At 64.0% G+C, this 21,958-nt stretch carries 17 protein-coding genes; 10 read left to right on the forward strand and 7 right to left on the reverse strand.

What is annotated here, in order from left to right:
* Positions 1-478: 478 nt before the first annotated feature.
* The 5 genes from ACFQU1_RS06905 to ACFQU1_RS06925 all read left to right on the forward strand — a co-directional run bounded on the left by ACFQU1_RS06905 (position 479) and on the right by ACFQU1_RS06925 (position 6,049).
* On the forward strand, positions 479-721 hold the full coding sequence (locus ACFQU1_RS06905) for a hypothetical protein (protein ID WP_378130671.1): 243 nt from the start codon (positions 479-481) through the stop codon (positions 719-721).
* Between the two features lie 580 nt (positions 722-1,301).
* Positions 1,302-1,865 carry a spore coat U domain-containing protein gene (locus ACFQU1_RS06910; RefSeq protein WP_378130674.1) on the forward strand — a complete coding sequence of 188 codons (564 nt, stop codon included), beginning with the start codon at positions 1,302-1,304 and terminating at the stop codon, positions 1,863-1,865.
* 11 nt (positions 1,866-1,876) lie between these two features.
* Positions 1,877-2,602, forward strand: coding sequence for a molecular chaperone (locus ACFQU1_RS06915; protein ID WP_378130676.1), 726 nt, complete (start codon positions 1,877-1,879; stop codon positions 2,600-2,602).
* Positions 2,603-2,651: 49 nt separating this feature from the next.
* Positions 2,652-5,078, forward strand: a complete 2,427-nt coding sequence (locus ACFQU1_RS06920; protein WP_378130678.1) for a fimbria/pilus outer membrane usher protein — start codon at positions 2,652-2,654, stop codon at positions 5,076-5,078.
* On the forward strand, positions 5,075-6,049 hold the full coding sequence (locus tag ACFQU1_RS06925) for a spore coat protein U domain-containing protein (protein WP_378130680.1): 975 nt from the start codon (positions 5,075-5,077) through the stop codon (positions 6,047-6,049). Before ACFQU1_RS06920 ends, ACFQU1_RS06925 begins: the two co-directional genes overlap by 4 nt.
* A 21-nt stretch (positions 6,050-6,070) precedes the next feature.
* On the opposite strand, the gene ACFQU1_RS06930 is transcribed toward ACFQU1_RS06925, so the two are convergent.
* The 6 genes from ACFQU1_RS06930 to dnaG all read right to left on the reverse strand — a co-directional run bounded on the left by ACFQU1_RS06930 (position 6,071) and on the right by dnaG (position 14,733).
* Entirely contained in the window at positions 6,071-6,367 is a 297-nt protein-coding gene (locus ACFQU1_RS06930; protein ID WP_378130682.1) for a hypothetical protein, read from the reverse strand.
* Between the two features lie 273 nt (positions 6,368-6,640).
* Positions 6,641-8,419, reverse strand: a complete 1,779-nt coding sequence (locus ACFQU1_RS06935; RefSeq protein WP_378130684.1) for a pilus assembly protein TadG-related protein — start codon at positions 8,417-8,419, stop codon at positions 6,641-6,643.
* 136 nt (positions 8,420-8,555) lie between these two features.
* A complete protein-coding gene (locus ACFQU1_RS06940; protein WP_378130687.1) occupies positions 8,556-9,875 on the reverse strand; it encodes an adenylate/guanylate cyclase domain-containing protein in 1,320 nt (439 codons plus the stop codon).
* A gap of 239 nt (positions 9,876-10,114) precedes the next feature.
* Complete coding sequence (locus ACFQU1_RS06945; protein WP_378130689.1) at positions 10,115-10,510, reverse strand: HlyU family transcriptional regulator; 396 nt, start codon at positions 10,508-10,510, stop codon at positions 10,115-10,117.
* 63 nt (positions 10,511-10,573) lie between these two features.
* Positions 10,574-12,556, reverse strand: coding sequence for an RNA polymerase sigma factor RpoD (rpoD, locus tag ACFQU1_RS06950; RefSeq protein WP_378130691.1), 1,983 nt, complete (start codon positions 12,554-12,556; stop codon positions 10,574-10,576).
* A 230-nt stretch (positions 12,557-12,786) separates the two neighbouring features.
* Positions 12,787-14,733 (reverse strand): DNA primase, encoded by a 1,947-nt coding sequence (dnaG, locus tag ACFQU1_RS06955; RefSeq protein ID WP_378130693.1) that lies wholly within the window; start codon positions 14,731-14,733, stop codon positions 12,787-12,789.
* A 486-nt stretch (positions 14,734-15,219) separates the two neighbouring features.
* On the opposite strand from dnaG, the gene ACFQU1_RS06960 reads away from it, so the two are divergent.
* Positions 15,220-15,588: a hypothetical protein gene (locus ACFQU1_RS06960; RefSeq protein WP_378130695.1), complete on the forward strand. Its 369-nt coding sequence runs from the start codon at positions 15,220-15,222 to the stop codon at positions 15,586-15,588.
* A gap of 76 nt (positions 15,589-15,664) precedes the next feature.
* Positions 15,665-15,889: a hypothetical protein gene (locus ACFQU1_RS06965; protein ID WP_378130697.1), complete on the forward strand. Its 225-nt coding sequence runs from the start codon at positions 15,665-15,667 to the stop codon at positions 15,887-15,889.
* Positions 15,890-15,891: 2 nt separating this feature from the next.
* Here ACFQU1_RS06965 and ACFQU1_RS06970 read toward each other — a convergent pair whose 3' ends face one another.
* Positions 15,892-16,350: a GatB/YqeY domain-containing protein gene (locus ACFQU1_RS06970; RefSeq protein WP_378130699.1), complete on the reverse strand. Its 459-nt coding sequence runs from the start codon at positions 16,348-16,350 to the stop codon at positions 15,892-15,894.
* A gap of 159 nt (positions 16,351-16,509) precedes the next feature.
* Here ACFQU1_RS06970 and carA point away from each other — a divergent pair, with 159 nt between their 5' ends.
* From carA to carB, 3 genes are all read left to right on the forward strand, one after another.
* Positions 16,510-17,733: a glutamine-hydrolyzing carbamoyl-phosphate synthase small subunit gene (gene carA, locus ACFQU1_RS06975; RefSeq protein ID WP_378130701.1), complete on the forward strand. Its 1,224-nt coding sequence runs from the start codon at positions 16,510-16,512 to the stop codon at positions 17,731-17,733.
* A gap of 64 nt (positions 17,734-17,797) precedes the next feature.
* On the forward strand, positions 17,798-18,319 hold the full coding sequence (locus tag ACFQU1_RS06980; protein ID WP_378130704.1) for a cupin domain-containing protein: 522 nt from the start codon (positions 17,798-17,800) through the stop codon (positions 18,317-18,319).
* A 210-nt stretch (positions 18,320-18,529) separates the two neighbouring features.
* Complete coding sequence (carB, locus tag ACFQU1_RS06985) at positions 18,530-21,847, forward strand: carbamoyl-phosphate synthase large subunit (protein ID WP_378130707.1); 3,318 nt, start codon at positions 18,530-18,532, stop codon at positions 21,845-21,847.
* Positions 21,848-21,958: the final 111 nt, after the last annotated feature.

The following is a 21,958-nucleotide window of genomic DNA, read 5'->3' on the forward strand; positions in this document are numbered from 1 at the left end:
AGATTAACGATTTACAGGCCCCGCCCCGCCCAAGACTGATTCGTATGCACGCATCATTACTTTAGATGCGGAATATGCGCAATAGAATGAACCCTTTGTAACCACGAGAAAAACATGATTTGGACAGTGTAGCGCTGATGCCACGGCGGCGCGTGCCGTTCGCCCCTTTGGCGGCCCCCGCCGCTCGCATGTTAGCCGGACATACAGGTCCTAGACGCCGACGCATAAAGGCATTCGGGCACGGCGCGGAAGTGAGCCGTGCCATCTCCCGATGAGGATGGCACAGACAGCGGGGATATGCACATCTCTAGCCGGGCCACGGCCCGGCCTACGCCTGAAGGCGTCAGGCCGTCCTACCGAACGAATGAGCTTGGCTGTTTGCGGCCGATCTCAAGCCTGTGCTGCGCAATGAAGCAGGTATATCGGAACCATGCGGTGGCGTAACCGTTTACCTATCCCCGCTCAGAGGAGTTGAGCTTTGAAAAAACTGTTGCTCGCCGCCGCCTTCATCGTCGCCGGCACGTTCACGGCAAGCGCCCAGCCCGCACCCGGCTGGCATCGCGGCCCGCCTCCCCACAGCCGCGGCTATGACCACCCGCCGCGCCGGTGGCACGGCGCTCCGCCCCGGGCTCGGCATTATGCGCCGCCGCGCCGTTATGTCGGCCATCATCGCTGCTGGACACGCATGACGCCCTATGGACCGCGCCGCGTCTGCCGGTAATCGCTAGATGAGCCGGCGAGCGCCACATGGGCGCTCAGCGGCTTTGCCATTCCAGGAGGCGCGTCCGCGTGGCCGCCTCCGGCTTCTGTCGAATACCCGCACATCGACGCTCCGGCTGGACACCCGCGCTGGCCTCGCCCAGCCGGACGATTGGACGCGGCTTCCCTCGCTTGCCATACAATAATAATGACGGCACGCGCTAGCTGATTAGACGCTGTCGATCAGTTTTCGGGCCGACAGCGGTCCGACACCCTTACCACTTCTTGCCGTTCCAGGTGACGATTCTGCCGGCAGGCGTTGCGTGACTGCACGTCGGCAGATATTGCCACGCGGCCGGCACGATAATGGTTAATCCTGTAGTGACTTGCGCCGGAGCGCAAGTACCCCAGCCTAATGCTCAAGCCGCAACTATCCTTAATAATACCAGGTTTCGCGCTCTCGGCGCCCAATGCCCGCCTTGCTCTCAATTCGCATGAACAGTGTTTTGTTAACATTATATACAATATATTGACGTATTATAGCATAGTCGTCTAGCGTCTTAATCATGTGATTCGCAGCCGCGATCTGGGGAAATCTACACATGGCCGATATTCAATGGCGAGCGCTTGTCACCAAGTGCTCCCGAGCCGATTGGCGCCTGACCGGCTTCAGGTCCTTCGCTGTAATGCTCCTCGCGGGCATTGCCACTTGCCCGGGTGCTGCAACTGCAGCAACGGCAACTGGAGATCTTCAGGTAACGATTACGATTACCAGCGAATGCTTGTTGGGAACGATCACCGACGTAAATTTTGGCAGCCATGGTGTGCTCAGCGCGGACCAGACGGCGCAGGGCAGCATCTCCGTACAGTGCACCAATAATCAAAGCTATACTTTAGGCCTCGGTGCCGGATCCGGAGCAGGCGCCAGCGCCGCTACGGCCGATGGCCGGTTCATGACCCTGGCGAGCGGCACCGACACGGTTTCCTATGGATTGTACAAGGATAGCGCCTTGAGTGACCCCTGGGGCGATACCAGCACCAATCTCTTCAGCGGCACCGGAACCGGCAGTGCCGTTGCGATCCCGGTCTACGGCAAGGTGCCGAGCCAGACCACACCGCAAGCCGGCACCTACAACGACACCGTCGTCGTCACGCTAACCTATTGAGGCTTATCTCCATGGTGCGCAGGAGCGCCTTCGCGGCAATCGCTCTCTTTTGGCTGGCGGCGGGCGGGGCTGCGCAGGCATCCTCGCTGCGGGTGAGCCCCGTCATCGTTGACCTGCCGACCAGTGCGGCGGCTGCCACACTCAGCCTGCGCAACGATAGCCAGGCGCCGCTCAATATCCAGGCGCGCGTTTTCCGCTGGGTGCAAAGTAACGGCACCGAACGTCTCGAGCAGACGGACGAGGTGGTGGCGAGCCCGCCCCTCGCCGCCCTTCGCTCGAAGGCCGATTACGCGCTTCGCCTGGTACGCGTATCGAAGGCGCCGATCAAAGGCGAGGCGAGCTACCGCGTTCTCGTGGACGAATTGCCCGATCCCACGGCCCGCCGGCCGGGGGTCGTGACGCTCCTCATGCGCCAGTCCATCCCGATCTTCTTCTCGGGCGCGAGCGCCGCTCCCCCGTCCGTGTCCTGGTCGGCGACGCTCCGAGGAAGAAGCCTCGTCCTCACCGCGCAGAACGCGGGGGATCGCCGGCTCAGGATTTCCGCTCTTACGGTATCGTGGAATGGACAACTCCTTGCGCGCAACGATGGGCTTCTGGGCTATGTGCTCGGCCACTCGACAATGCGCTGGACGTTACCCTTGCGGCGCGCCGGCGCCTATCGAGGTCCCATCGAAATTATCGCGACGAGCGACTCCGGGCCCGTCCGTGCCAGGGCGACAATCGGCAGAAGCAACTAGGCTTCGACCGACGTCGATCGTCGTTGCGGTGTTTGTTCTCGGTAGCGGCTTGCTTCTTCCCACGCCAACACGAGGCGCCGGTGCGAGCGCCACGCCCCACGATGCAGGAGATGTCCAGCAGAGCTCGGAAGCGCCGAGCAGCAGTCTGAGCAGCGTACAGGCGGCCCGACCGGTCCTCGACCTCCAGCTCGAGGTTTTCATCAACGGCGCGACCACCCACCTCATCGGCGCTTTCCGCCATGAGAGCGACGGCGGGTTTTCCATAGAGGAGCAAGAGCTGCAGGAGGTCGGGCTTGTGCCGAGGGATGCCGCCCGGGACACCACCGGCCGCATACGTCTCGAGCGGCTGCCAGGAGTGACCTATCAATACGACGAAGCCGCCCAGGCCATGCGCTTCACGGCACCCAACGATGCGCGCGCCCCGCATGTGCTCAACGCCCGGCCGGCGCAGGATGACGCACCCAAGGGCCAGAGTGCCTATGGCGCCGTGCTCAACTACACGCTCTTCGCCAATTTCCAGAACGAAAGCTTCTTCTCCATCCCGTCCTATCAAGGGGTGGCGGGAACATTCGACGGACGCCTGTTCTCGCCCTTCGGCACGATCATCCAGTCCTTCACAGCACGCACGACCCATTCGGACTTCATGCCCAATCTCGTGCGTCTCGATACGCGCTGGACCTATTCGGATCCAAGGTCGCTCATTACCTACCAGGCCGGCGACGTCATTTCTGGCGGCCTCAGCTGGACCCGACCGATCCGGCTCGGCGGCCTCCAGGTCGAGCGCAACTTCGGGCTGCGGCCAGATCTCGTAACGGCGCCCCTGCCGGAACTCTCCGGCAGCGCGGCCGTGCCTTCGACGGTGGAGATCTATGCCAACAACGCGCGCACCCTATCCGAGCAGGTCGATGCCGGCCCCTTTCAGGTCACCGGCCTGCCGCTTGCGACCGGCCCGGGTCAGGCGCGCATTATCGTGCGCGATGCGCTTGGGCGCGAGGTGGTCACCGAAGTGCCGTTCTATTCCTCGCCGCGGCTTCTGGCGGAAGGTCTTGCGGACTTCTCCCTGGAGGCCGGCTATCCCCGCAACTTCTACGGCACCTTCTCCGATGCCTATGATCGCCATGTGGTCGGCTCCGCCACGGCACGACACGGCCTGACGAACGACTTGACCGTGGAAGGCCATACCGAACTCGGTGCCGGCCTTGGCAATGGCGGCCTTGGCGCCGTCTTCGGCCTCGGATCCTTCGGCGTGGGCTCGGCGGCGCTCGCGGGCAGCCGCTACCGCGACCAATGGGGCGGCCAGCTTTCGGCTGCCATCGAATTCGCGCTATTCGGCTTGCGTGTCTATGCCAATTCTCAGCGCACCTTCGGTCACTACGAAGATATTGCGTCCGTAACCGCCAGGATCGGACGGATCGGCGACTTTATCTTTCCCCTCGCGAGCAGCAAGCCGCCGCAGGCGCTCGATCAGCTGTCGATCTCCATCCCGCTCGGCGATAACGCGTCCTATTTCAACGTGAACTACGGCCGCATCCGTTACCCCGGCGATCAGCACTACCGGATCGTCGGCGCTTCCTACAGCCGGGCGGTCGCCTGGCGCGGCACTCTCACCATCAACGGCTACAAGGACTTGGACAACAAGGGGAGCTACGGGCTGTTCGCCAGCTTGAACCTTCCGCTCGGCCCGAAGATCTCGGCCACCGCCGGCGTGCAGTCCACGCCCGAGGGCCTTTCGCTGACAGCGGACGCTGTCAGGATGCAGGGACCTGATGTGGGCGATTATGGCTGGCGCATTCGCGATGCCGAAGGCGGCATCCGGCAGCGGGCCGCCGCCGTCAGCTATCGCACGCCTTTTGCGCAAGTGCAGGCCGGCGTCCAACAATTCAATGGTGTATCGCAGGTGACCGCGCAGGCCGATGGAGCAATCGCCGTCCTAGGCGGCGGCGTATTCTTTGCCAACCGCATCGACGATGCCTTTGCCGTGGTCGATGCCGGCGTGCCCGGCGTAACCGTCTATAGCGAAAACCGACCGGTCGGCACGACCGACCGGTCGGGCCGCCTCCTGGTGCCCTCGCTTCAATCCTGGCAACCGAACGAGATCACGCTCGATCCGACGGATCTGCCCGTGGACGTGGACTTACCGGAGACGAACCGCAAGATCGTGCCCGCCGAGCGCAGTGGCGTCGTCGTCGATTTTGGAGCCTCAGGGGGAACGCAGGCAGCGCTCGTCAGCTTCCGCGGACCAAGCGGCGACTATGTGCCGGCCGGCTCATCCGGCCGGCTGGACGGGACGAGCGAGCCCTTCGTCGTCGGCTATGACGGTGAGGCCTATATCCGTGGGCTCGGTGCCGCCAATACCGCCATGATCACCACCCTCGACGGAAAGACGTGCCAGGCGGAATTCGCCTATAATCCGACGCCGGGCACGCAGGTCCAGCTGCGCGATGTCGTCTGTCGCGAGATGGAGGCCGTTCCATGATGCGAGCCGCGATCGCCCTATTCGTGCTGCTCGCGCTTCTGCGCGCCGCAGAGGCTCAGACCTGCGGCGCTGCGATCACCTCTCCGATACAATTCGGCGGGACTGGCGGCGCCGACGTGCTGGCCGGCGCTCCGATCGACACGACCGCCACCTTGACTGTCACCTGCAGCGGCCTCCTCGGCCTGATGCAGATCTGCGTCAGCATCGATGCAGGGTCCGGGGGCGCCAATGGCTCAACGGCCCGCTTCATGCAGCGCCAGGGCGGCGGCGGCACGGCATCCTACCAGCTCTACCAGGACGCGGCACGCAGCCAGCCATGGGGCTCCCTCACGAATCCGGCGCTCGGATCCGTCCCCGGCATAGGCATCGTCGCCGTCATTCTTGGTAGCACATCGACAACGCGAACCGTCTACGCGCGCCTGCTCGGTGGGCAGCAGACGCTTCCGACCGGCACCTATTCATCCACGCTGAACACCCAGATCAAATACGGCGCCGTCAGTGCGCTGACCGGATGCGACAGTCCCCTGTTGACACGGAACTCGACCGGCCCGAGCTTTCAGGTGCAAACCACCGTGAACAAGAATTGTCTGTTGGCGGTCACGCAGGATGTCAACTTCGGCACGCGAGGGGCGCTCGCCGCCGCGGTGGATGCCGCCGGCCGTCTTTCCGTGACCTGTACAAGCAGTACGCCGCTCACCATCAGCCTCGGCGCGGGCAATGGGGCCGGCGCCAATGCCAATGTCGCCAATGCTCGTAAGATGACCGGGCCGGGCGGGGCCACCGTGAGCTACGGCCTTTTTCAAGACACCGCACGCTCCCTGCCCTGGGGAGATAACCTGGGGATCACGACGGAGGCTGCGACCGGGACGGGCCTCGCGACCGATGTGCCGGTTTACGGGCGCGTGCCGGCCCAGACGACGCCGGGGCCTGGCACCTATTCCGACACGGTGGTCGTCACCGTGACCTATTGAACGAAGAAAGCGGCCGGGAGCCTAGCGCATGACGAAGCGCGGGCGCACACGCTCCACGATGACGGGGCGCCGGGTGGACGAGGTGACAGTGCCGGTGGCAAGACGCAGCCGCGGCCTCACTTGAGGCTTCGCCAAGTCGAGCTTCGACCGCTCTTGGCGCACCTCTTCTTCGCTGCATCCCATCAGGGATGCCGCAATGGCGATCTGGTCAGCGACCTCGTCCGTGAGCCCGGCAGCCGCCTCCAGAGCCTCGCGGATGGTCGGCGGCTCATGCCGAGGGCGCAAGATGCGCGGCGGAAGCTTCGTTCTGACAGGCACTGATCTCACTCCGAAGGGCGATCGATTTACGGACATAGTGCATCGCACAACGTTCCAGTGCAATGCACCATTTCAACCGTCAGTCCTGCGGAATTCACATAGCTTGCGGCGGCTCCAATTGCTCAGGCTAAGCTCGCACGTGCTTTGCCGTCGACCAATTGGCTTTTGCATCCTGAAGTCGGCGACGTCGTGACGCATCGCTGCCCCTGCTAACGGACGAGCCGAAAAGCAGCCCCGAGTGGGAGGACGGGCGAGCCACGCCCGCCCTACCACCTATTGGGCGAGCCGCAGAGCGCCGAGCTGGTGGGCGATGTCGTTGAAGACTTTGATGATGTCGCCGCTGTTGGTGGCGATATAGGCGAGCTTCTGCGTGCCGCTGGGGTCCGGGGAGGCGCAGTCCTTGAGAAGTTGCCGGCCTTGCTCGGTGATGTCCGAGCCCGTGTCGAAGCCCACCGTATAGACGAGAATGCCGGCCGCCTTGGCATTGGTGCAGGCCTCCAGCGTCTTAGCGTCCATGGCCTCGGCCGCCTCGGTCGCGTTGCTGATCCGCTCGTCGTTCGCGGTCAGCCGATTGCTTATATAGTATCCGAACGGCGAATATTGCGATTTATCATGATTGTCCCTGGCGTCCTCGTTTACCTGCTTCGCCGTTGACCACACATTCATGCCGTCCGTCATGAAAATGATGACCTTGCGGTTGTTGCGCGTTTGATAGGGCTGTCCATCGGTGAAGGGCGCGTTCGGTGAAATGGTCCGCCAACCCCACATGAAGCCCTCGACGAGATTGGTAGTGCCGTCGGCCACCATCTGGTTGATCTTGGTCTCGATGGCGTCTTTGTCACTCGTCAGCCGGGTCAGCGGCTGCACGTTGCACATATAATTCGGACCACCGTCATCCAACTGCGGTGTTGTAAATTTCTGCTTATATTTGTACTTGCAGAGCTTCGTCTGCGCCTTGACATAATCACCCGCACCGGTCTCTTCGTCACTGCAGGCCGAATTCGAATTGTCATCCAAATAGCTATTGGGATAACGCCAGGTCGTCTTGCGCCGTCCCGATCCGAATATGTAATCATCACCATTATTGGCATCAGGCTCGTCCGGCGCGAACTGCGGCACGAAAAAGCTGTCATAGTCCGCCGTCGTCGGCGGTAGGTCGTTTACGCCCCAATCACCCGGCCGCATTTCGAAACACCCGCCCCAACCGTAGCTCGCGTTTCCACGCTTCAGCTCGTCGAACAGATCGAAGCGCGATTTCGGCGGCCAGCCCGGTTGTTTGGCGGGCGGATTGACCGGCTTCTCAAAGGTTATGCCATCCCAGTGAATTGACGACTTGCCCTCCGTATCGGTCCAGGGATAGCGGGCATATTCAGTCCCGACCTCGACGCTGAGATTGAACGGCACCAGCGATATCCGCGTGCGGCTTGCGCCGGACGTCGTCGAAAACATGGCATCGATCAGACTGAGCGCCGCCGTCTTGGTCGCCGCCATCTTGGTCGGCGCTCTCCATCCCGATCCGGCCTTGTTGCCCATGGAGCCGGAATTGTCGATGACGAGGGCGATCTCATAGTTCACGTCCGAAGCGAGGCTGCGCGACAGCGTGCCTAGCGTGATCGTCTGCTGCCTTAGCGCGCCGATATTCATGAACACGGGATCGTAGACGGCCGAACTCGTGATGGTCACGTCGCCGCGATCGCTGGTGACCACGATGGATTCGACATGCGCGTCCCGCCCGCCCATCGTGTCGAGCGCCTCTTTCATGGCGGAGCGAAGATAGCTCTCGGCGAGCGCCTTGAGCTCGGCATCAGTTTTCTGCCCCGCAAGCGGTGCGACCGCGAGAATGGCGGCGTCCGTCGCCTGCTGCAGCTTGGCACGCAGGGTCGCGGCGCGCGCGTAATCGATAGCGGCCCCCACGGCCAGCAACAGAGGCAGCAGCATCAAGGCGAACCACAGCGCGACATTGCCGTCACGCGCCCGGCCGAATGTCCGCACACGTCGAAAAGCCGCGCCCCGGCGCGACGGGCGCGGCCCGGCCGATGGCTGCTCGATCATCGATCGTCCCCGATAAGCCCCTGCAACGGTCAGGCTAGCGCCCGAGCGTAAACTTCAGGTTCTCGAATGGAAACAACCGCGACCGGAGAGTGCTGCTGATGGTTAATCGCCGCCGCCTCGGCGAGACGCCGCGGGCTTAGGGCGAATAGATCTCGAACGAGCCGTCGAGACCGTCGAGCGTATAGAGCCCGAGGCTGCGCGGATCGGCCCAGAGATGCTCGACGAAGGCGCGCGACAAAAGCAGCGGCTCCCCGAGCACCTTGTTGAGCCCGGCGATGCGGCTCGTCAGATTGACGTCGCGGCCGACGACCGTGAAATCGAGCCGCTGGCCGGAGCCGACATTGCCATAGGCCGCCTCGCCGTGATGCAGGGCGATGCCGGCCTGCAGCGGCACGCCGGCGACCCCACTTGCATTCGCCGCATCGATCCGTGCCAGCGCATCGAGCGCCGCCGAAAGTGCCGACTGCGCCGCCGCGCCCGTATCGTCGCCGCGGTCGCGGAAGATGGCGAGCAACCCGTCGCCGAGATATTTGAGCACCTCGCCGCCCTCCGCCTCGATCGGCGGCACGAGGCAATCGAAATAGATATTGAGGAGGCTGACCACGTCCTCCGGATGCATATTCGACGTGAGCCGCGTGTAGTTACGCATGTCGGCGAAGAGAATGGCCGAGCGGATGCGGCTGACCTGCCCCCGCCTGACGTCGCCGGAGAGAACCCGCTGGTGGGGCTCGTCGCCGATATAGACCCTCAGGATCTGGTCGAGCGTCGCATAACCGGCACGGATTTCCATGGCGGCCGCCAGCGCCGGCACGATGCCTTCGAGCAGCGACATATCCGATTTCGAGAACCCTTCCGGCGATTGCGTCGCGAAAGACACGCCGTTTTCGTCACCATTGGTGAAGAACACCGGAAAGCAGGCATAGCCGACATAGCCCGCAGCCTTCAGCTCCGGGACAATTCCGAAGCGCTCGTCCGGCGTCTCCCGCAGATCGAGCAGCAGCGGCCTTTTTGTCTGGTGGACGTGGTAGAAGGGGCTACGCTCATAGGTATCATCCGCCATGCCGGAATAGGGAAAGGCACGCCGCTCACTGGTGCCCCCCTTGAGCCACAGGCTCGTGACCGCGGAATGCTCGGTGTGCAGGGTCACCATCGTCATCGATGCACGATCGATCAGCACGCCAGCCGCATTGAGCTGCTCGGCAAGCGTGGCGAGCAACGAATCCTGGTCTTTCTTTTCCCGCGCCTCGGTCAGCAGCCAGTCCCGGATGGTGATCATCGACCGCAGCGCTTCCGGCGATAAGCCCTTCAGCGACTTCTCGAGCGCAACCGCCGCCCAGTTCGCGTCGCCGAGCGTCCGCTCGTTCGATCCGACAGCCGGACCAGACGCCGGCGCAACGGCGGGTGCCGCGCTCATCAGCGTCATATCGGCTTCGGTCAGCGGAGGATCTCCGGTCATGCGCACATTCATTTGTGCATGCCTTTCCGAAACTGCAATCCATCGACGGGCGACAAACGCGACCTGTCGCCAATCGCGGCGGAACGAGAGTCATCCATTGATGTTCTCATTATGTTCTCACCGATCTAAGCCGTCAAGGTAACAGGAACCGCGCCAGGGAACGAATCGGGGACTTGGCCGTCAAGTCCTACGACAGGCGAGATTGCTCGATGGGAAATCCGGCGGGCGATGAAAAGCCGCTATTTGAAGAGGCGGTCGCCCTGCTCGTCGACGATCTGCCGGCCCTTCGTGAGGGAAAACTCGGCCGTCTCCTCAAGCGAGCTGAACCGATCAGCGCGAATGAAACGATGTTCCTTGCGCACGCCGTCGATTTCCTTCTCGATCACTCCGGCGGTCTGATATTGGCCCTCGGCCAGAAACGGCTCGGCGCGGATGTGGAAGCCGTTGTGGTCGAGCGTCTTGACCGTTTTGGGCGCAGCCGGCTCCTCTGCAGGGCGGCGTGAGAAAAGCGACTTGAAGAAAGACATGACACACTCCGCTGCCATGGCCGATGGCGATCGCTCAATACCGCCAGTGACCTGAAGCCGCTCCCATCGCGCCGAAAACCTCGACGCGCGTAGCGCAATCCGGATCATCCTAAGGCCCTGAGAATGCCGATCGGCATCCCAGAGCCCATTCGATTCAGGAGCGCCAAGCTCTCAGTTGTCGAGGAAGCTCCTGAGCTTCCGCGAGCGGGACGGGTGCTTGAGCTTGCGCAGGGCCTTCGCCTCGATCTGGCGAATGCGCTCGCGCGTCACCGAAAACTGCTGGCCGACCTCTTCCAGCGTGTGATCAGTGTTCATGCCGATGCCGAAGCGCATGCGCAGCACACGCTCCTCGCGCGGCGTGAGCGAGGCGAGCACCCGCGTCGTGGTCTCGCGCAGGTTCGACTGGATCGCCGCATCGATCGGCAGGATGGCGTTCTTGTCCTCGATGAAGTCGCCGAGATGCGAATCCTCCTCGTCGCCGATCGGCGTCTCCAGGGAGATCGGCTCCTTGGCGATCTTCAGCACCTTGCGCACTTTCTCGAGCGGCATGGCGAGCTTCTCGGCCAGTTCCTCCGGCGTCGGTTCACGGCCGATCTCGTGCAGCATCTGGCGCGAGGTGCGCACGATCTTGTTGATCGTCTCGATCATATGCACGGGAATGCGGATGGTCCGCGCCTGGTCGGCGATCGAGCGCGTGATCGCCTGGCGGATCCACCACGTGGCATAGGTCGAGAACTTGTAGCCGCGCCGATACTCGAACTTGTCGACCGCCTTCATGAGGCCGATGTTGCCCTCCTGGATGAGGTCCAGGAACTGCAGTCCGCGGTTCGTGTATTTTTTGGCGATGGAGATCACGAGGCGGAGATTGGCCTCGATCATTTCCTTCTTCGCCTGGCGGGCTTCCTTCTCGCCCTTCTGCACCATCGAGACGATCTTGCGGAACTCGAGAATCTCGAGCCCGGTCTCGGAGGCGAGCGTCTGGATTTCCTGGCGGAACTCGCGGATGCGATCCTTCTCGTTCGCCACGAACTCGCGCCACCCGCGCGTGCCGAGCTTGGAGACGCGCAGGATCCATTTGGGATCGAGCTCCGAGCCCTGGTGCTGCTTGAGGAAGTCCTCGCGCGCCACGCCATAGCTCTCGGACAGGCGCATCAGCCGGCCTTCGAGGCCGATCAGGCGCTTGTTGATGTCATAGAGCTGCTCGACCAGCGAATCGATGCGATTCTGGTTGAGCGACAGCGACTTGACATCGACGATGATGTCTTCCTTGAGCTTCTTGTACTTGCGCTCCTGGGAGGGCGAGAGCTTCAGGTTCTGCAGCCGGTTCTCGATGTCCTGGTCCTGCAGGCGGCGCAGCTTCTTGTAGTTCTCCGCGACCGCATCGAAGGTGGCGAGGACCTTCGGCTTCAGCTCCGCTTCCATGGCCGACAGCGAGACGTTGTTCTCGAGGTCGTCGTCGTCCATGTCGCTGTCGGGCAGCGGCGGCTCCTCGGCGAGCATCGCCTCCGGCGCGTCCTCGCCGCTCTCCGGCTGGGGGCTCGCCTTGCCATCGGGGCCGGCATAGGTCGCTTCGAGGTCGATGATGTCGCGCAGGAGGACCTTGCCCTCCATGAGCTCGTCGCGCCAGATGATAATGGCCTGGAAGGTCAGCGGGCTCTCGCACAAGCCGGCGATCATCGCCTCGCGGCCTGCCTCGATGCGCTTGGCGATGGCGATTTCGCCCTCGCGCGACAGCAGCTCGACCGAGCCCATCTCGCGAAGATACATGCGCACGGGATCATCCGTGCGTTCCGCCGGCTCGCTCGCCTTCTCGACCTTGGCGGGAACGGAGCGCGCAGCCTCGACGAGGTCGCCGCCTTCCGATTCTTCCTCTTCGCTGCTTTCGCTCTCGGGCGTTCCCTCTTCCGCTTCCTCGGACTCGATCACATTGATGCCGAGTTCGGACAGCTGGGCGTAAACGTCCTCGATCTGGTCGGAGGTGAATTCCTCCGACGGCAGAACCTCGTTCAATTCGTCATAGGTCACATAGCCGCGCTTCTTCGCGACCTTGATCATGCGCTTGACGGCGCCATCCGTCAGATCGAGCAACGGGCCGTCGGCTTGCGGTTCAGCGACGTCCTGGTTGTCTTCGCGCTCGGTCGTCTTGGTCGCCATCTTCATGCTCCACTCGCACCGGCCATTCGCAAGCCGGGTGCGCTCATAGCCAAAGGGGCAGCGTGGGCGAAAGCCCCGCCACCCATCTCTTCACTGATACAAGCGCGTGACCGCTTGACTAATCGTTAACCACCCTCCGGTCGCAGCATGCCGCGCCGAAAATACGTAAAATAATGACGGCCTGCGCTTGACCCCTGCCAAGCGATCGGCCCTCGCAAACCGGCCCGTCGTCACGAACGCCGCCCCGGATTAGGGGCCTGACCGGCCACCAAACCGAAGAGACCAGAGCCGGCTCCCGCCTCCCGATCAGCCGCCGCGCCTTCGAGCGACGTCAGCTGGGCACGGATCTCCGCCAGCCATGCAAGGCTCGCCTCGCTCTCCTCATCGACCAGGGCACGCTCGGCAGCTCTCAACTCGCTATGTAGCGTGTAAGCGCGCCGATGCAAGATGAATGCCTGACAGAGCATCTCATCGACGGCGGAAATATCCGCCTCCCCATCGAGCGCCCAGACGTCGCCGGGGCGTACGGCGGCCCGCAGCCGCGCGGCGCTCGCCGTGAGTTCAGACGCCAGGACGATGGCCTCACGCCCGTCCAGTTGCTCCCGTCCCGCCAGGTCGACGAGCCAGGCGCGCAGCCGGATCGCGTCCGCATGCGTGAATTCGAGGGTCGCTACCTCCTCGCCGTAGCGGTGCAGCAATTCGGGATGGGCAAGGAGCGTCAGCATGATCAGCGCCTCGCGCGGCGCGCCCGATCCCGCCGATGCGAAAAGCGGATGGCGCGCCAAGCTCGGGCTCGCCTTGAGTGGCGCCGTTCCCCGCGCACGGAAATCCGGCCGGTACGGCTGACGACCTCCCCGGCCGCCACGGCCGCCTGCATAATCCGACCGCCCTTCGTTGCGGCGGCCGCCTTGCGGCAGCAGCTGCCTGAGCCGATCGCCGATCTCGGCGCGGTAATGCCGGCGCAGATCCTCGTCGCGGATGCCGGCGAGCAGGCCGAACAGGCGTTTTTCGAGCGCCGCCCGCCGCTCGGGCGTGTCGAGCGGGGCCGCCTCCACCTCGCGCGTCCACAGAAGGTCGACGAGCGGCCGGGCGGCATCGAGCACGGCGCCGATGGCGCTCGCGCCACCGCTGCGGGCAAGATCGTCCGGATCCTGTCCCTCGGGCAACAGCGCAAAACGCACCGACTTCCCCGGCACGAGATGCGGCAGCGCCACGTCGATCGCCCGGTATGCGGCGCGCCGGCCTGCGCCATCGCCGTCGAAGCAAAGAATAGGCTCCGGCGCCATGCGCCAGAGAAGTGCCAGTTGCTCCTCAGTCAAAGCGGTGCCGAGCGGCGCTACCACATGGGGAAAACCCGCGAGCGCCATGGCGATGACGTCGACATAGCCCTCGACGGCGATCACCGTGCCCTTGTCGTGGGCCGCCTTGCGTGCCGCATGGTGGTTGTAGAGCACATGCCCCTTATGGAAGAGCGGCGTCTCCGACGAGTTGAGATATTTCGCCTGCACATCGGCGCTCATGGCGCGACCGCCGAAGGCGATCACCCGGCCGCGCAGATCGCAAATGGGGAACATCACGCGGTCGCGGAAGCGGTCATAGGGCACAGCGACATCGTCGCGGGTCGCGAGAAGCCCCGCCTCGACCATCGCATCCACCGAAACGCCTTGTGCGGCGAGATGGTCGCGCAAGGCGAAGCGCTCGGGCAGCGCATAGCCCAGGCGAAACTGGCGTCGCGCCTCCTCGCCGAGCCCACGACCCTCCAGATAGCGCAGGGCCTGAACGCCCGCCTTGCCCGCCAGATTCGCCTCGAAGAATTGGGCCGCCAGATCCATCACCTCATGGAGGCCGCGACGGCGCTTTTCCTCGACTTCCGCTTCCTCCGAGATCTTGGGCAGTGCGACCCCCGCCTCCGCCGCGAGCCGCTCCACGGCCTCGGGGAAGGAGACCCCCTCGGTCTCCATCAGGAAGGTGAAGATGTCGCCGTGCTTGCCCGAGGAGAAGCAGTGATAGAAGCCCTTCTGGTCATTGACATAGAAGGACGGCGTCTTCTCGGCATTGAAGGGCGAAAGCCCGCGCCATTCCCGCCCCGCTTTGGCCAGGCGCACGCGCCGGCCAACCACGGCCGTGACCGGCAGACGGGCCCGGATCTCCTCGAGGATGGACGGCGGAAAGCGCATGAGCAGGTTATAGGCCCCGACGGGTCGAAACTGTCACAAAGCCGATTACACCCGATCGCTCTCCGAGGAGTGAATGCGACGGCACAAGCGAATGCAGTGTACTCCTCATTTACCCTGCCAGGCTCGCCTTATCCACAGTTTCCACAAGGATCGCCGCCAATCTTTGTTGCTCGCCGCGCGAGGCGGCAGGTGCAACCTGATTGCTCGCGAATGCAAGCCGAAGTCACGAAAGCGCCGGTAATCTCCCACCCTGCGGCCATCAGTTCTACGCATCAAGGGCCGATCGGAACAGCCACGTTTCGGGAGTTTGGCCATGAGTCTTCGGTTGCCTGTTGCTCTTTCGATCGCCTGTGCGCTCGCCGGTCTCGGCACGGCGCGTGCGACGACGGCCTGCCCTCCGCATGGGGCTTCTCGACGCAGCGAATCGCCTGGACGATCCCCTATTTTGCAGTCAATGCCGGCTTCACCGCCACGTCGCTGTCGGGCATGACGCTTGCAGGTCCGAGCCTGGGGGGCTCGGCCGGCTTCTGGCAGCCGGCGGGCCCTGTCTATTGGGGGCCGGCCTTCGACGTGGCCATGGAGCCGGCCTGCGGGCATCGTTTCGCAGGCCCCTCGCGCATCGACGTCAACCGCTACGCAACCGCCCGCGCGAGCCTGCGCCTCGGCACCCTCGCAACAGATAGGCTGATGATCTACGGCTTTACCGCCCTCGACAACACATTCTACGTCAAGGACGATCCTTACGGCCGTCAGACTATCCTCAAGCCGGAGCCTATCGTGGGCGTCGGGGCGGAATACCGCTTAGACAACGGCACTTCGATCGGCGTGAGCGTCGGTATGAAGCCGAGGATATAGCTGCTCGACGCCGGCACGGGGGGCCACAATGGCCCCTTCTTGTTGACAGCCTTGGCGGTTGCCCCGACATTCCGGCATGGTCGAGGAACCAGACAATATCGCTCTGCACTACCTCGGGCGTCTCGACGAGAAGGTCGATGCGCTACGCGAGGACAATCGCGAGATCAAACAGCGCCTCGGCCTTCTTGAGCAACGATACGTGCTTCTCGAACAGCAGTACGCCTCGCTCTCCTCCCGCATGGACCGCATCGAGACGCGCCTCGACCGGATCGAGAAAAGGCTCGATCTCGTCGAGGTTTGACATCAGCCGCCGGAGAGCTGTGCCTTCACGAGCCCGCTCGCCTTGGCGAAGTCCATCTGGCCGGCATGCCGGCCCTTCAGATGCCCGATGACCTTGCCCATGTCCTTCATGCCGGCAGCCCCCGTCTCGGCGATCGCGGCCTTGATGGCCGCCGCCATCTCGTCGTCGGAGAGCTGGGCGGGCAGGAAGCTCGCGATGACCTCGGCCTCTGCCTTCTCCTGCGCTGCGAGCTCGGGGCGTCCGGCCTGCTCGTAGATCGCGGCCGATTCCTGGCGCTGCTTGATCTCCTTTTGCAGCAGGGCAAGGATTTCCTCCTCGCTCGACTCGCCGCGTCCGGCACCCCGCGCCTCGATATCCTTGTCCTTGAGCTTGGCCTGGATGAGGCGCACAGCCGAAAGCCGGCTCTTGTCGCCGGCCTTCATGGCTTCCTTCATGGCCGTGGTGAAGCGCTCGCGTAGCATGGCGACCTCTCGACGAATCTCTCGGTGACGAATGAACGTTGACGTATATGGTGGCAGTTCATTAAACGACCACCCATATGACCTGCGGGCGGCCTTCGGGCTTTTTGGCCCGTTTTTGTTGCGCCCGCACTCCGGGCTGACCGAGGGCTTAAACGCATCATGACGAAGCTGCAAGACGATGCGCCGGCGCAGGCCGGGCTGTCGGACGGCTGGGACGAGCCGCGTCCCACCGCCCTCCTGGTATTGGCGGACGGCACCGTTCTCGAAGGCTTCGGCTTGGGGGCGATCGGCGAGGCGCCCGGCGAGGTCTGCTTCAACACGGCGATGACCGGCTATCAGGAGATCCTGACCGACCCGTCTTATGCCGGCCAGATCATCACCTTCACCTTCCCGCATATCGGCAATGTCGGCGTCAATGACGACGACATCGAGACGGTGAATATCGCCGCCTCCTCCGGCGTGCGCGGCATCATCGTGCATGCGGATGTCACCGAACCCGCCAACTGGCGCGCCACTCGCCATCTGGACCAATGGCTGAAATCTCGCGGCATCGTCGGCCTCTCGGGCATCGACACCCGCGCCCTGACCGCGCTGATCCGCGAAAAGGGCATGCCGAATGCCATCATCGCTCATGCCCCAGACGGCAATTTCGATTTTCCCCGCCTGAAGGCGGAGGCTGCCGCCGTCCCGTCCATGGACGGCCTCGACCTCGTCCCCCTCGTCGGCACGACGCAGCGCTACGAATGGGACGAGACCACATGGGTGCTCGGCAAGGGCTACGGCCGTCGCGAGGGCGCAGCCAAGCACCATGTGGTCGCCGTCGACTTTGGCGTGAAGCGCAACATCCTTCGGCTTCTCGCCGAACGCGGCTGCAAGGTCACCGTCGTGCCGCCGACCGCGACCGCCGAGGACATCCTGGCGCTCGAGCCGGACGGCGTCTTCCTGGCCAATGGCCCGGGCGATCCGGCAGCGACGGGCGAATATGCCGTGCCCGTCATCCGCCGGCTGCTCGACGAGAAGCTGCCGACCTTCGGCATCTGCCTCGGCCACCAGATGCTCGGCCTCGCGGTCGGCGCCAAGACGGCCAAGATGCACCAGGGCCACCACGGCGCCAATCACCCGGTGAAGGACGAGACGACCGGCAAGGTGGAGATCGTCTCCATGAATCACGGCTTCGCCGTGGACCGCGAGACCCTGCCCGCCAACGCGGTCGAGACGCATGTCTCGCTGTTCGACGGCTCGAACTGCGGCATCGCCCTGACCGACCGGCCGGCCTTTTCCGTGCAGCATCACCCGGAAGCATCGCCCGGTCCGCAGGACAGCCACTACCTGTTCGACCGCTTCGTGGCGATGATCGAGGAGGAGAAGGCCAAGCGCGCCTGAGCCCATATGCGGCGCGCTTGAACGCTCTATATATCCAGGGAAAGACTGACGAGGAGGCCCAGCGATGAGCCAAGTCTTTCCCCCACGCCATGCCTGCTTCACCTTCATCGGCGACGGCAGGGTTCCCAACAGTCGCCTGCCGCTCCTCCTCTACCGCGGGGTCGTCAAGCTCGACGAGAACGATCCGGCGGCGGCGATCGAACGGCTGTTTACCGAGAATGGCTGGACCGGCCTCTGGCGCGACGGCATCTACCCCTTCCACCACTATCACTCGACGGCGCACGAGGCGCTCGGCATCGCCCGCGGCAAGGCCCTGGTGCGTTTCGGTGGCGAGAATGGGCGAGACGTGGAGGTCGAGGCTGGCGACGTCGTCGTCATCCCCGCAGGTGTCGGGCACAAGCGCCAGTTGGCCTCGGACGATTTCCTGGTGGTCGGCGCCTATCCGCCGGGCGTCGAGGTCGATCTCATCAAGGCCGACCCGGCCGGTTACACGGCGGCCGCGGCGCGCATTGCGCAAGTACCGATGCCGGCAACCGATCCCGTTACCGGCAGGACGGGCGGCCTGACGGATCTCTACCGCGCCTGAACGGGCAGGCGTACCGGCGGCTGCACGCCTCGCATGTGCACGGCTGAGCTTTCAGGGCTTCCTTTGCCGGGCCGCGCCGTGTAAACGAGGCCTTCAGCCGTCATCCTTCAATCCTGCGGTCCTTCCGCGCATACTGGCGAGCCTTGCCGAGGCATGCCGGGCGGATCGCGCTGCCGAAACTTGTCAGAGTCTCACACCGACCGGACGATCATGCCAAAACGCACCGATATCTCCTCGATCCTCATCATCGGCGCGGGGCCGATCGTCATCGGACAGGCCTGCGAATTCGATTATTCCGGCACCCAGGCCTGCAAGACGCTCCGCGCCGAGGGCTACCGCATCGTCCTGGTCAACTCCAATCCGGCGACGATCATGACCGACCCCGATCTCGCCGATGCGACCTATGTCGAGCCGATCACGCCCGAGGTCGTCGCCAAGATCATCGAGAAGGAGCGTCCGGATGCGCTCCTGCCGACGATGGGCGGGCAGACCGCGCTCAACTGCGCGCTGTCGCTGCGCAAGATGGGCGTGCTCGAGAAATTCGGCGTCGAGATGATCGGCGCGACGGCGGAAGCCATCGACAAGGCCGAGGATCGCGAGCTCTTCCGCGAAGCGATGAAGAAGATCGGCCTGGAGACGCCGCGCTCGCACCACGTCAAGACCTTGGCACAGGCGCTTACGGCACTCGACGATATCGGCCTGCCGGCCATTATCCGCCCCTCCTTCACCATGGGCGGCACCGGCGGCGGCATCGCCTACAACAAGGGCGAATTCATCGACATCGTCGAGCGCGGCATCGACGCCTCGCCGACGAGCGAGGTGCTGATCGAGGAGAGCGTCCTCGGCTGGAAGGAATATGAGATGGAGGTCGTCCGCGATAAGGCGGACAACGGCATCATCGTCTGCTCCATCGAGAATATCGATCCGATGGGCGTCCACACCGGCGATTCGATCACCGTCGCGCCGGCGCTGACGCTCACCGACAAGGAATATCAGATCATGCGCAACGCATCGCTGGCGGTGCTGCGCGAGATCGGCGTCGAGACCGGCGGCTCGAATGTGCAATTCGCCGTCAATCCCGCCGACGGGCGCATGATCGTCATCGAGATGAACCCGCGCGTGTCGCGCTCCTCGGCGCTCGCCTCCAAGGCGACTGGCTTCCCCATCGCCAAGGTCGCGGCGAAGCTCGCGGTTGGCTACACCCTCGACGAAATCGCCAACGACATCACCGGAGGGGCGACGCCCGCCTCCTTCGAGCCGTCGATCGACTATGTCGTCACGAAAATCCCGCGCTTCGCCTTCGAGAAGTTCCCCGGCGCCGAGCCGACCCTGACGACCGCCATGAAATCGGTCGGCGAGGCGATGGCCATCGGCCGTACCTTCCAGGAAAGTCTGCAGAAGGCCCTGCGCTCGCTTGAAACCGGGCTCACCGGTCTCGACGAGATCGACATTCCCGGCCTCGGACATGGCGATGACCGCAATGCCGTGAAGGCAGCGCTCGGCACCCCGACCCCCGATCGCCTGTTGATCGTCGCCCAGGCGCTGCGGCTGGGGCTCACCACGGCGCAAATTCACGAATCCTGCCGCATCGACCCCTGGTTCCTGGAACAGCTCGCCGAGCTCGTCGCGACGGAGACCAAGGTCCGCACCCACGGACTGCCGCAGACGCCGCGCGCCTTCGCCAAGCTCAAGTCCATGGGCTTCTCCGACGCCCGGCTCGCGGTTCTCTCCGGCCACAGCGAGGCGGAGGTGAAGACGCATCGCCGCGCCCTCGGCATTCGCCCAGTGTTCAAGCGCATCGACACCTGTGCGGCCGAATTCGCCTCACCCACCGCCTATATGTATTCGACCTATGCCGCGCCCTTCGCCGGCACGCCGGCCGACGAGGCGGCGCCGAGCGGGCACAACAAGGTGATCATTCTCGGCGGCGGACCGAACCGCATCGGCCAGGGCATCGAGTTCGATTATTGCTGCTGCCATGCGGCCTTCGCACTGAAGGACGCGGGCTACGAGACCATCATGGTCAATTGCAATCCGGAGACGGTCTCGACCGATTACGACACCTCCGATCGGCTCTATTTCGAGCCGCTCACCGCAGAGGACGTGCTCGAAATCATCGACACGGAACGCCAGGCGGGGCGGCTGCACGGCGTCATCGTGCAATTCGGCGGCCAGACGCCGCTCAAGCTCGCACGCGCCCTGGAGGCTGAGCAGGTGCCGATCCTGGGCACCTCGCCCGATGCCATCGATCTCGCGGAAGACCGGGACCGCTTCAAGCGCCTGCTGGACCGGCTCAACCTGAAACAGCCGAAGAACGGCATCGCCTATTCGGTCGAGCAGGCGCGGCTTATTGCCGCCGAGGTCGGGCTGCCGCTCGTCGTGCGGCCCTCTTACGTGCTCGGCGGACGTGCCATGGCGATCATCCGCGATGACGAGGCGCTCTCCGATTATCTGCTCGACAGCCTGCCGGCGCTCGTGCCGCACGACATCAAGGCGCGCTATCCCAACGACAAGACCGGCCAGATCAACACCCTGCTCGGCAAGAATCCGCTGCTCTTCGATCGCTACCTTTCGGACGCCATCGAGGTCGATGTGGACGCGCTCGCGGACGGGCGCGACGTCTATATCGCCGGGATCATGGAACATATCGAGGAGGCGGGCATTCACTCGGGCGACAGCGCCTGTTCCCTGCCCCCGCATTCACTCGGTGCCGATATCCTCGCCGAACTCGAACGCCAGACAAAGGCATTGGCTCTCGCTCTCGAGGTGGGCGGCCTGATGAACGTGCAATATGCCATCAAGAACGGTGACATCTACGTGCTGGAGGTCAATCCCCGCGCCTCGCGTACGGTGCCCTTCGTCGCCAAGGTGATCGGCCGGCCGATCGCCAAGATCGCGGCCCGGGTAATGGCCGGCGAGGCTTTGACCGCCTTCGACCTGACCGCGCGCAAGCTCGATCATATCGGCGTCAAGGAAGCGGTGTTTCCCTTCGCCCGCTTTCCGGGCGTCGACGTCCTGCTCGGCCCGGAGATGCGCTCGACCGGCGAGGTCATCGGCCTCGATCGCTCCTTCGGCATCGCATTTGCCAAGAGCCAGCTCGGCGGCGGCACCAAAGTGCCGACCGAGGGCACCGTCTTCGTCTCGGTGAAGGATGTGGACAAGGAGCGGATTCTGCCGACCATGCGACTCTTGGCCGGGCTCGGCTTCAAGATCGTGGCAACCTCAGGCACTCAGCGCTTCCTTGAGGAGAACGGCATCGCCGCCTCGAAGATCAACAAGGTGCTCGAAGGCCGGCCGCATGTGGTCGACGCCATCAAGAATGGCGGCATCCAGCTCGTTTTCAATACGACCGAGGGCGCGCAGGCGCTTGCGGACTCGCAATCGCTGCGCCGCGCCGCCCTCTTGCATAAGGTCCCCTACTATACCACTCTTGCTGGTGCCGCCGCCGCCGCCGAAGGCATCAAAGCCTATCGCGACGGCGAATTGGAGGTGCGTGCCTTGCAGGAATATTGGCCGGCACAGCACTGATCCTCCGCCCGACGCGACAGATGATAGTGAGTGTCGCGTTTAACCCCGGCCGTGCCGTCAACCGGTTCTCGCAAGACGGGAACGGCGCGGCTAGTTCGGCATGACGAGAGA

The organism is Chelatococcus sp. GCM10030263 (assembly GCF_042666455.1).
In the GTDB taxonomy this organism is placed as follows: domain Bacteria; phylum Pseudomonadota; class Alphaproteobacteria; order Rhizobiales; family Beijerinckiaceae; genus Chelatococcus.

Coding starts and splice junctions, on each gene's coding strand:
- ACFQU1_RS06935 (WP_378130684.1), bottom strand. CDS start 8,419: ATGATCGAGCAGCCATCGGCCGGGCCGCGCCCGTCGCGCCGGGGCGCG.
- ACFQU1_RS06945 (WP_378130689.1), bottom strand. CDS start 10,510: ATGATCCGGATTGCGCTACGCGCGTCGAGGTTTTCGGCGCGATGGGAG.
- ACFQU1_RS06925 (WP_378130680.1), top strand. CDS start 5,075: ATGATGCGAGCCGCGATCGCCCTATTCGTGCTGCTCGCGCTTCTGCGC.
- ACFQU1_RS06940 (WP_378130687.1), bottom strand. CDS start 9,875: ATGACCGGAGATCCTCCGCTGACCGAAGCCGATATGACGCTGATGAGC.
- carA (WP_378130701.1), top strand. CDS start 16,510: ATGACGAAGCTGCAAGACGATGCGCCGGCGCAGGCCGGGCTGTCGGAC.
- ACFQU1_RS06915 (WP_378130676.1), top strand. CDS start 1,877: ATGGTGCGCAGGAGCGCCTTCGCGGCAATCGCTCTCTTTTGGCTGGCG.
- ACFQU1_RS06965 (WP_378130697.1), top strand. CDS start 15,665: ATGGTCGAGGAACCAGACAATATCGCTCTGCACTACCTCGGGCGTCTC.
- ACFQU1_RS06910 (WP_378130674.1), top strand. CDS start 1,302: ATGGCCGATATTCAATGGCGAGCGCTTGTCACCAAGTGCTCCCGAGCC.
- dnaG (WP_378130693.1), bottom strand. CDS start 14,733: ATGCGCTTTCCGCCGTCCATCCTCGAGGAGATCCGGGCCCGTCTGCCG.
- ACFQU1_RS06980 (WP_378130704.1), top strand. CDS start 17,798: ATGAGCCAAGTCTTTCCCCCACGCCATGCCTGCTTCACCTTCATCGGC.
- rpoD (WP_378130691.1), bottom strand. CDS start 12,556: ATGGCGACCAAGACGACCGAGCGCGAAGACAACCAGGACGTCGCTGAA.
- ACFQU1_RS06970 (WP_378130699.1), bottom strand. CDS start 16,350: ATGCTACGCGAGCGCTTCACCACGGCCATGAAGGAAGCCATGAAGGCC.
- carB (WP_378130707.1), top strand. CDS start 18,530: ATGCCAAAACGCACCGATATCTCCTCGATCCTCATCATCGGCGCGGGG.
- ACFQU1_RS06960 (WP_378130695.1), top strand. CDS start 15,220: ATGACGCTTGCAGGTCCGAGCCTGGGGGGCTCGGCCGGCTTCTGGCAG.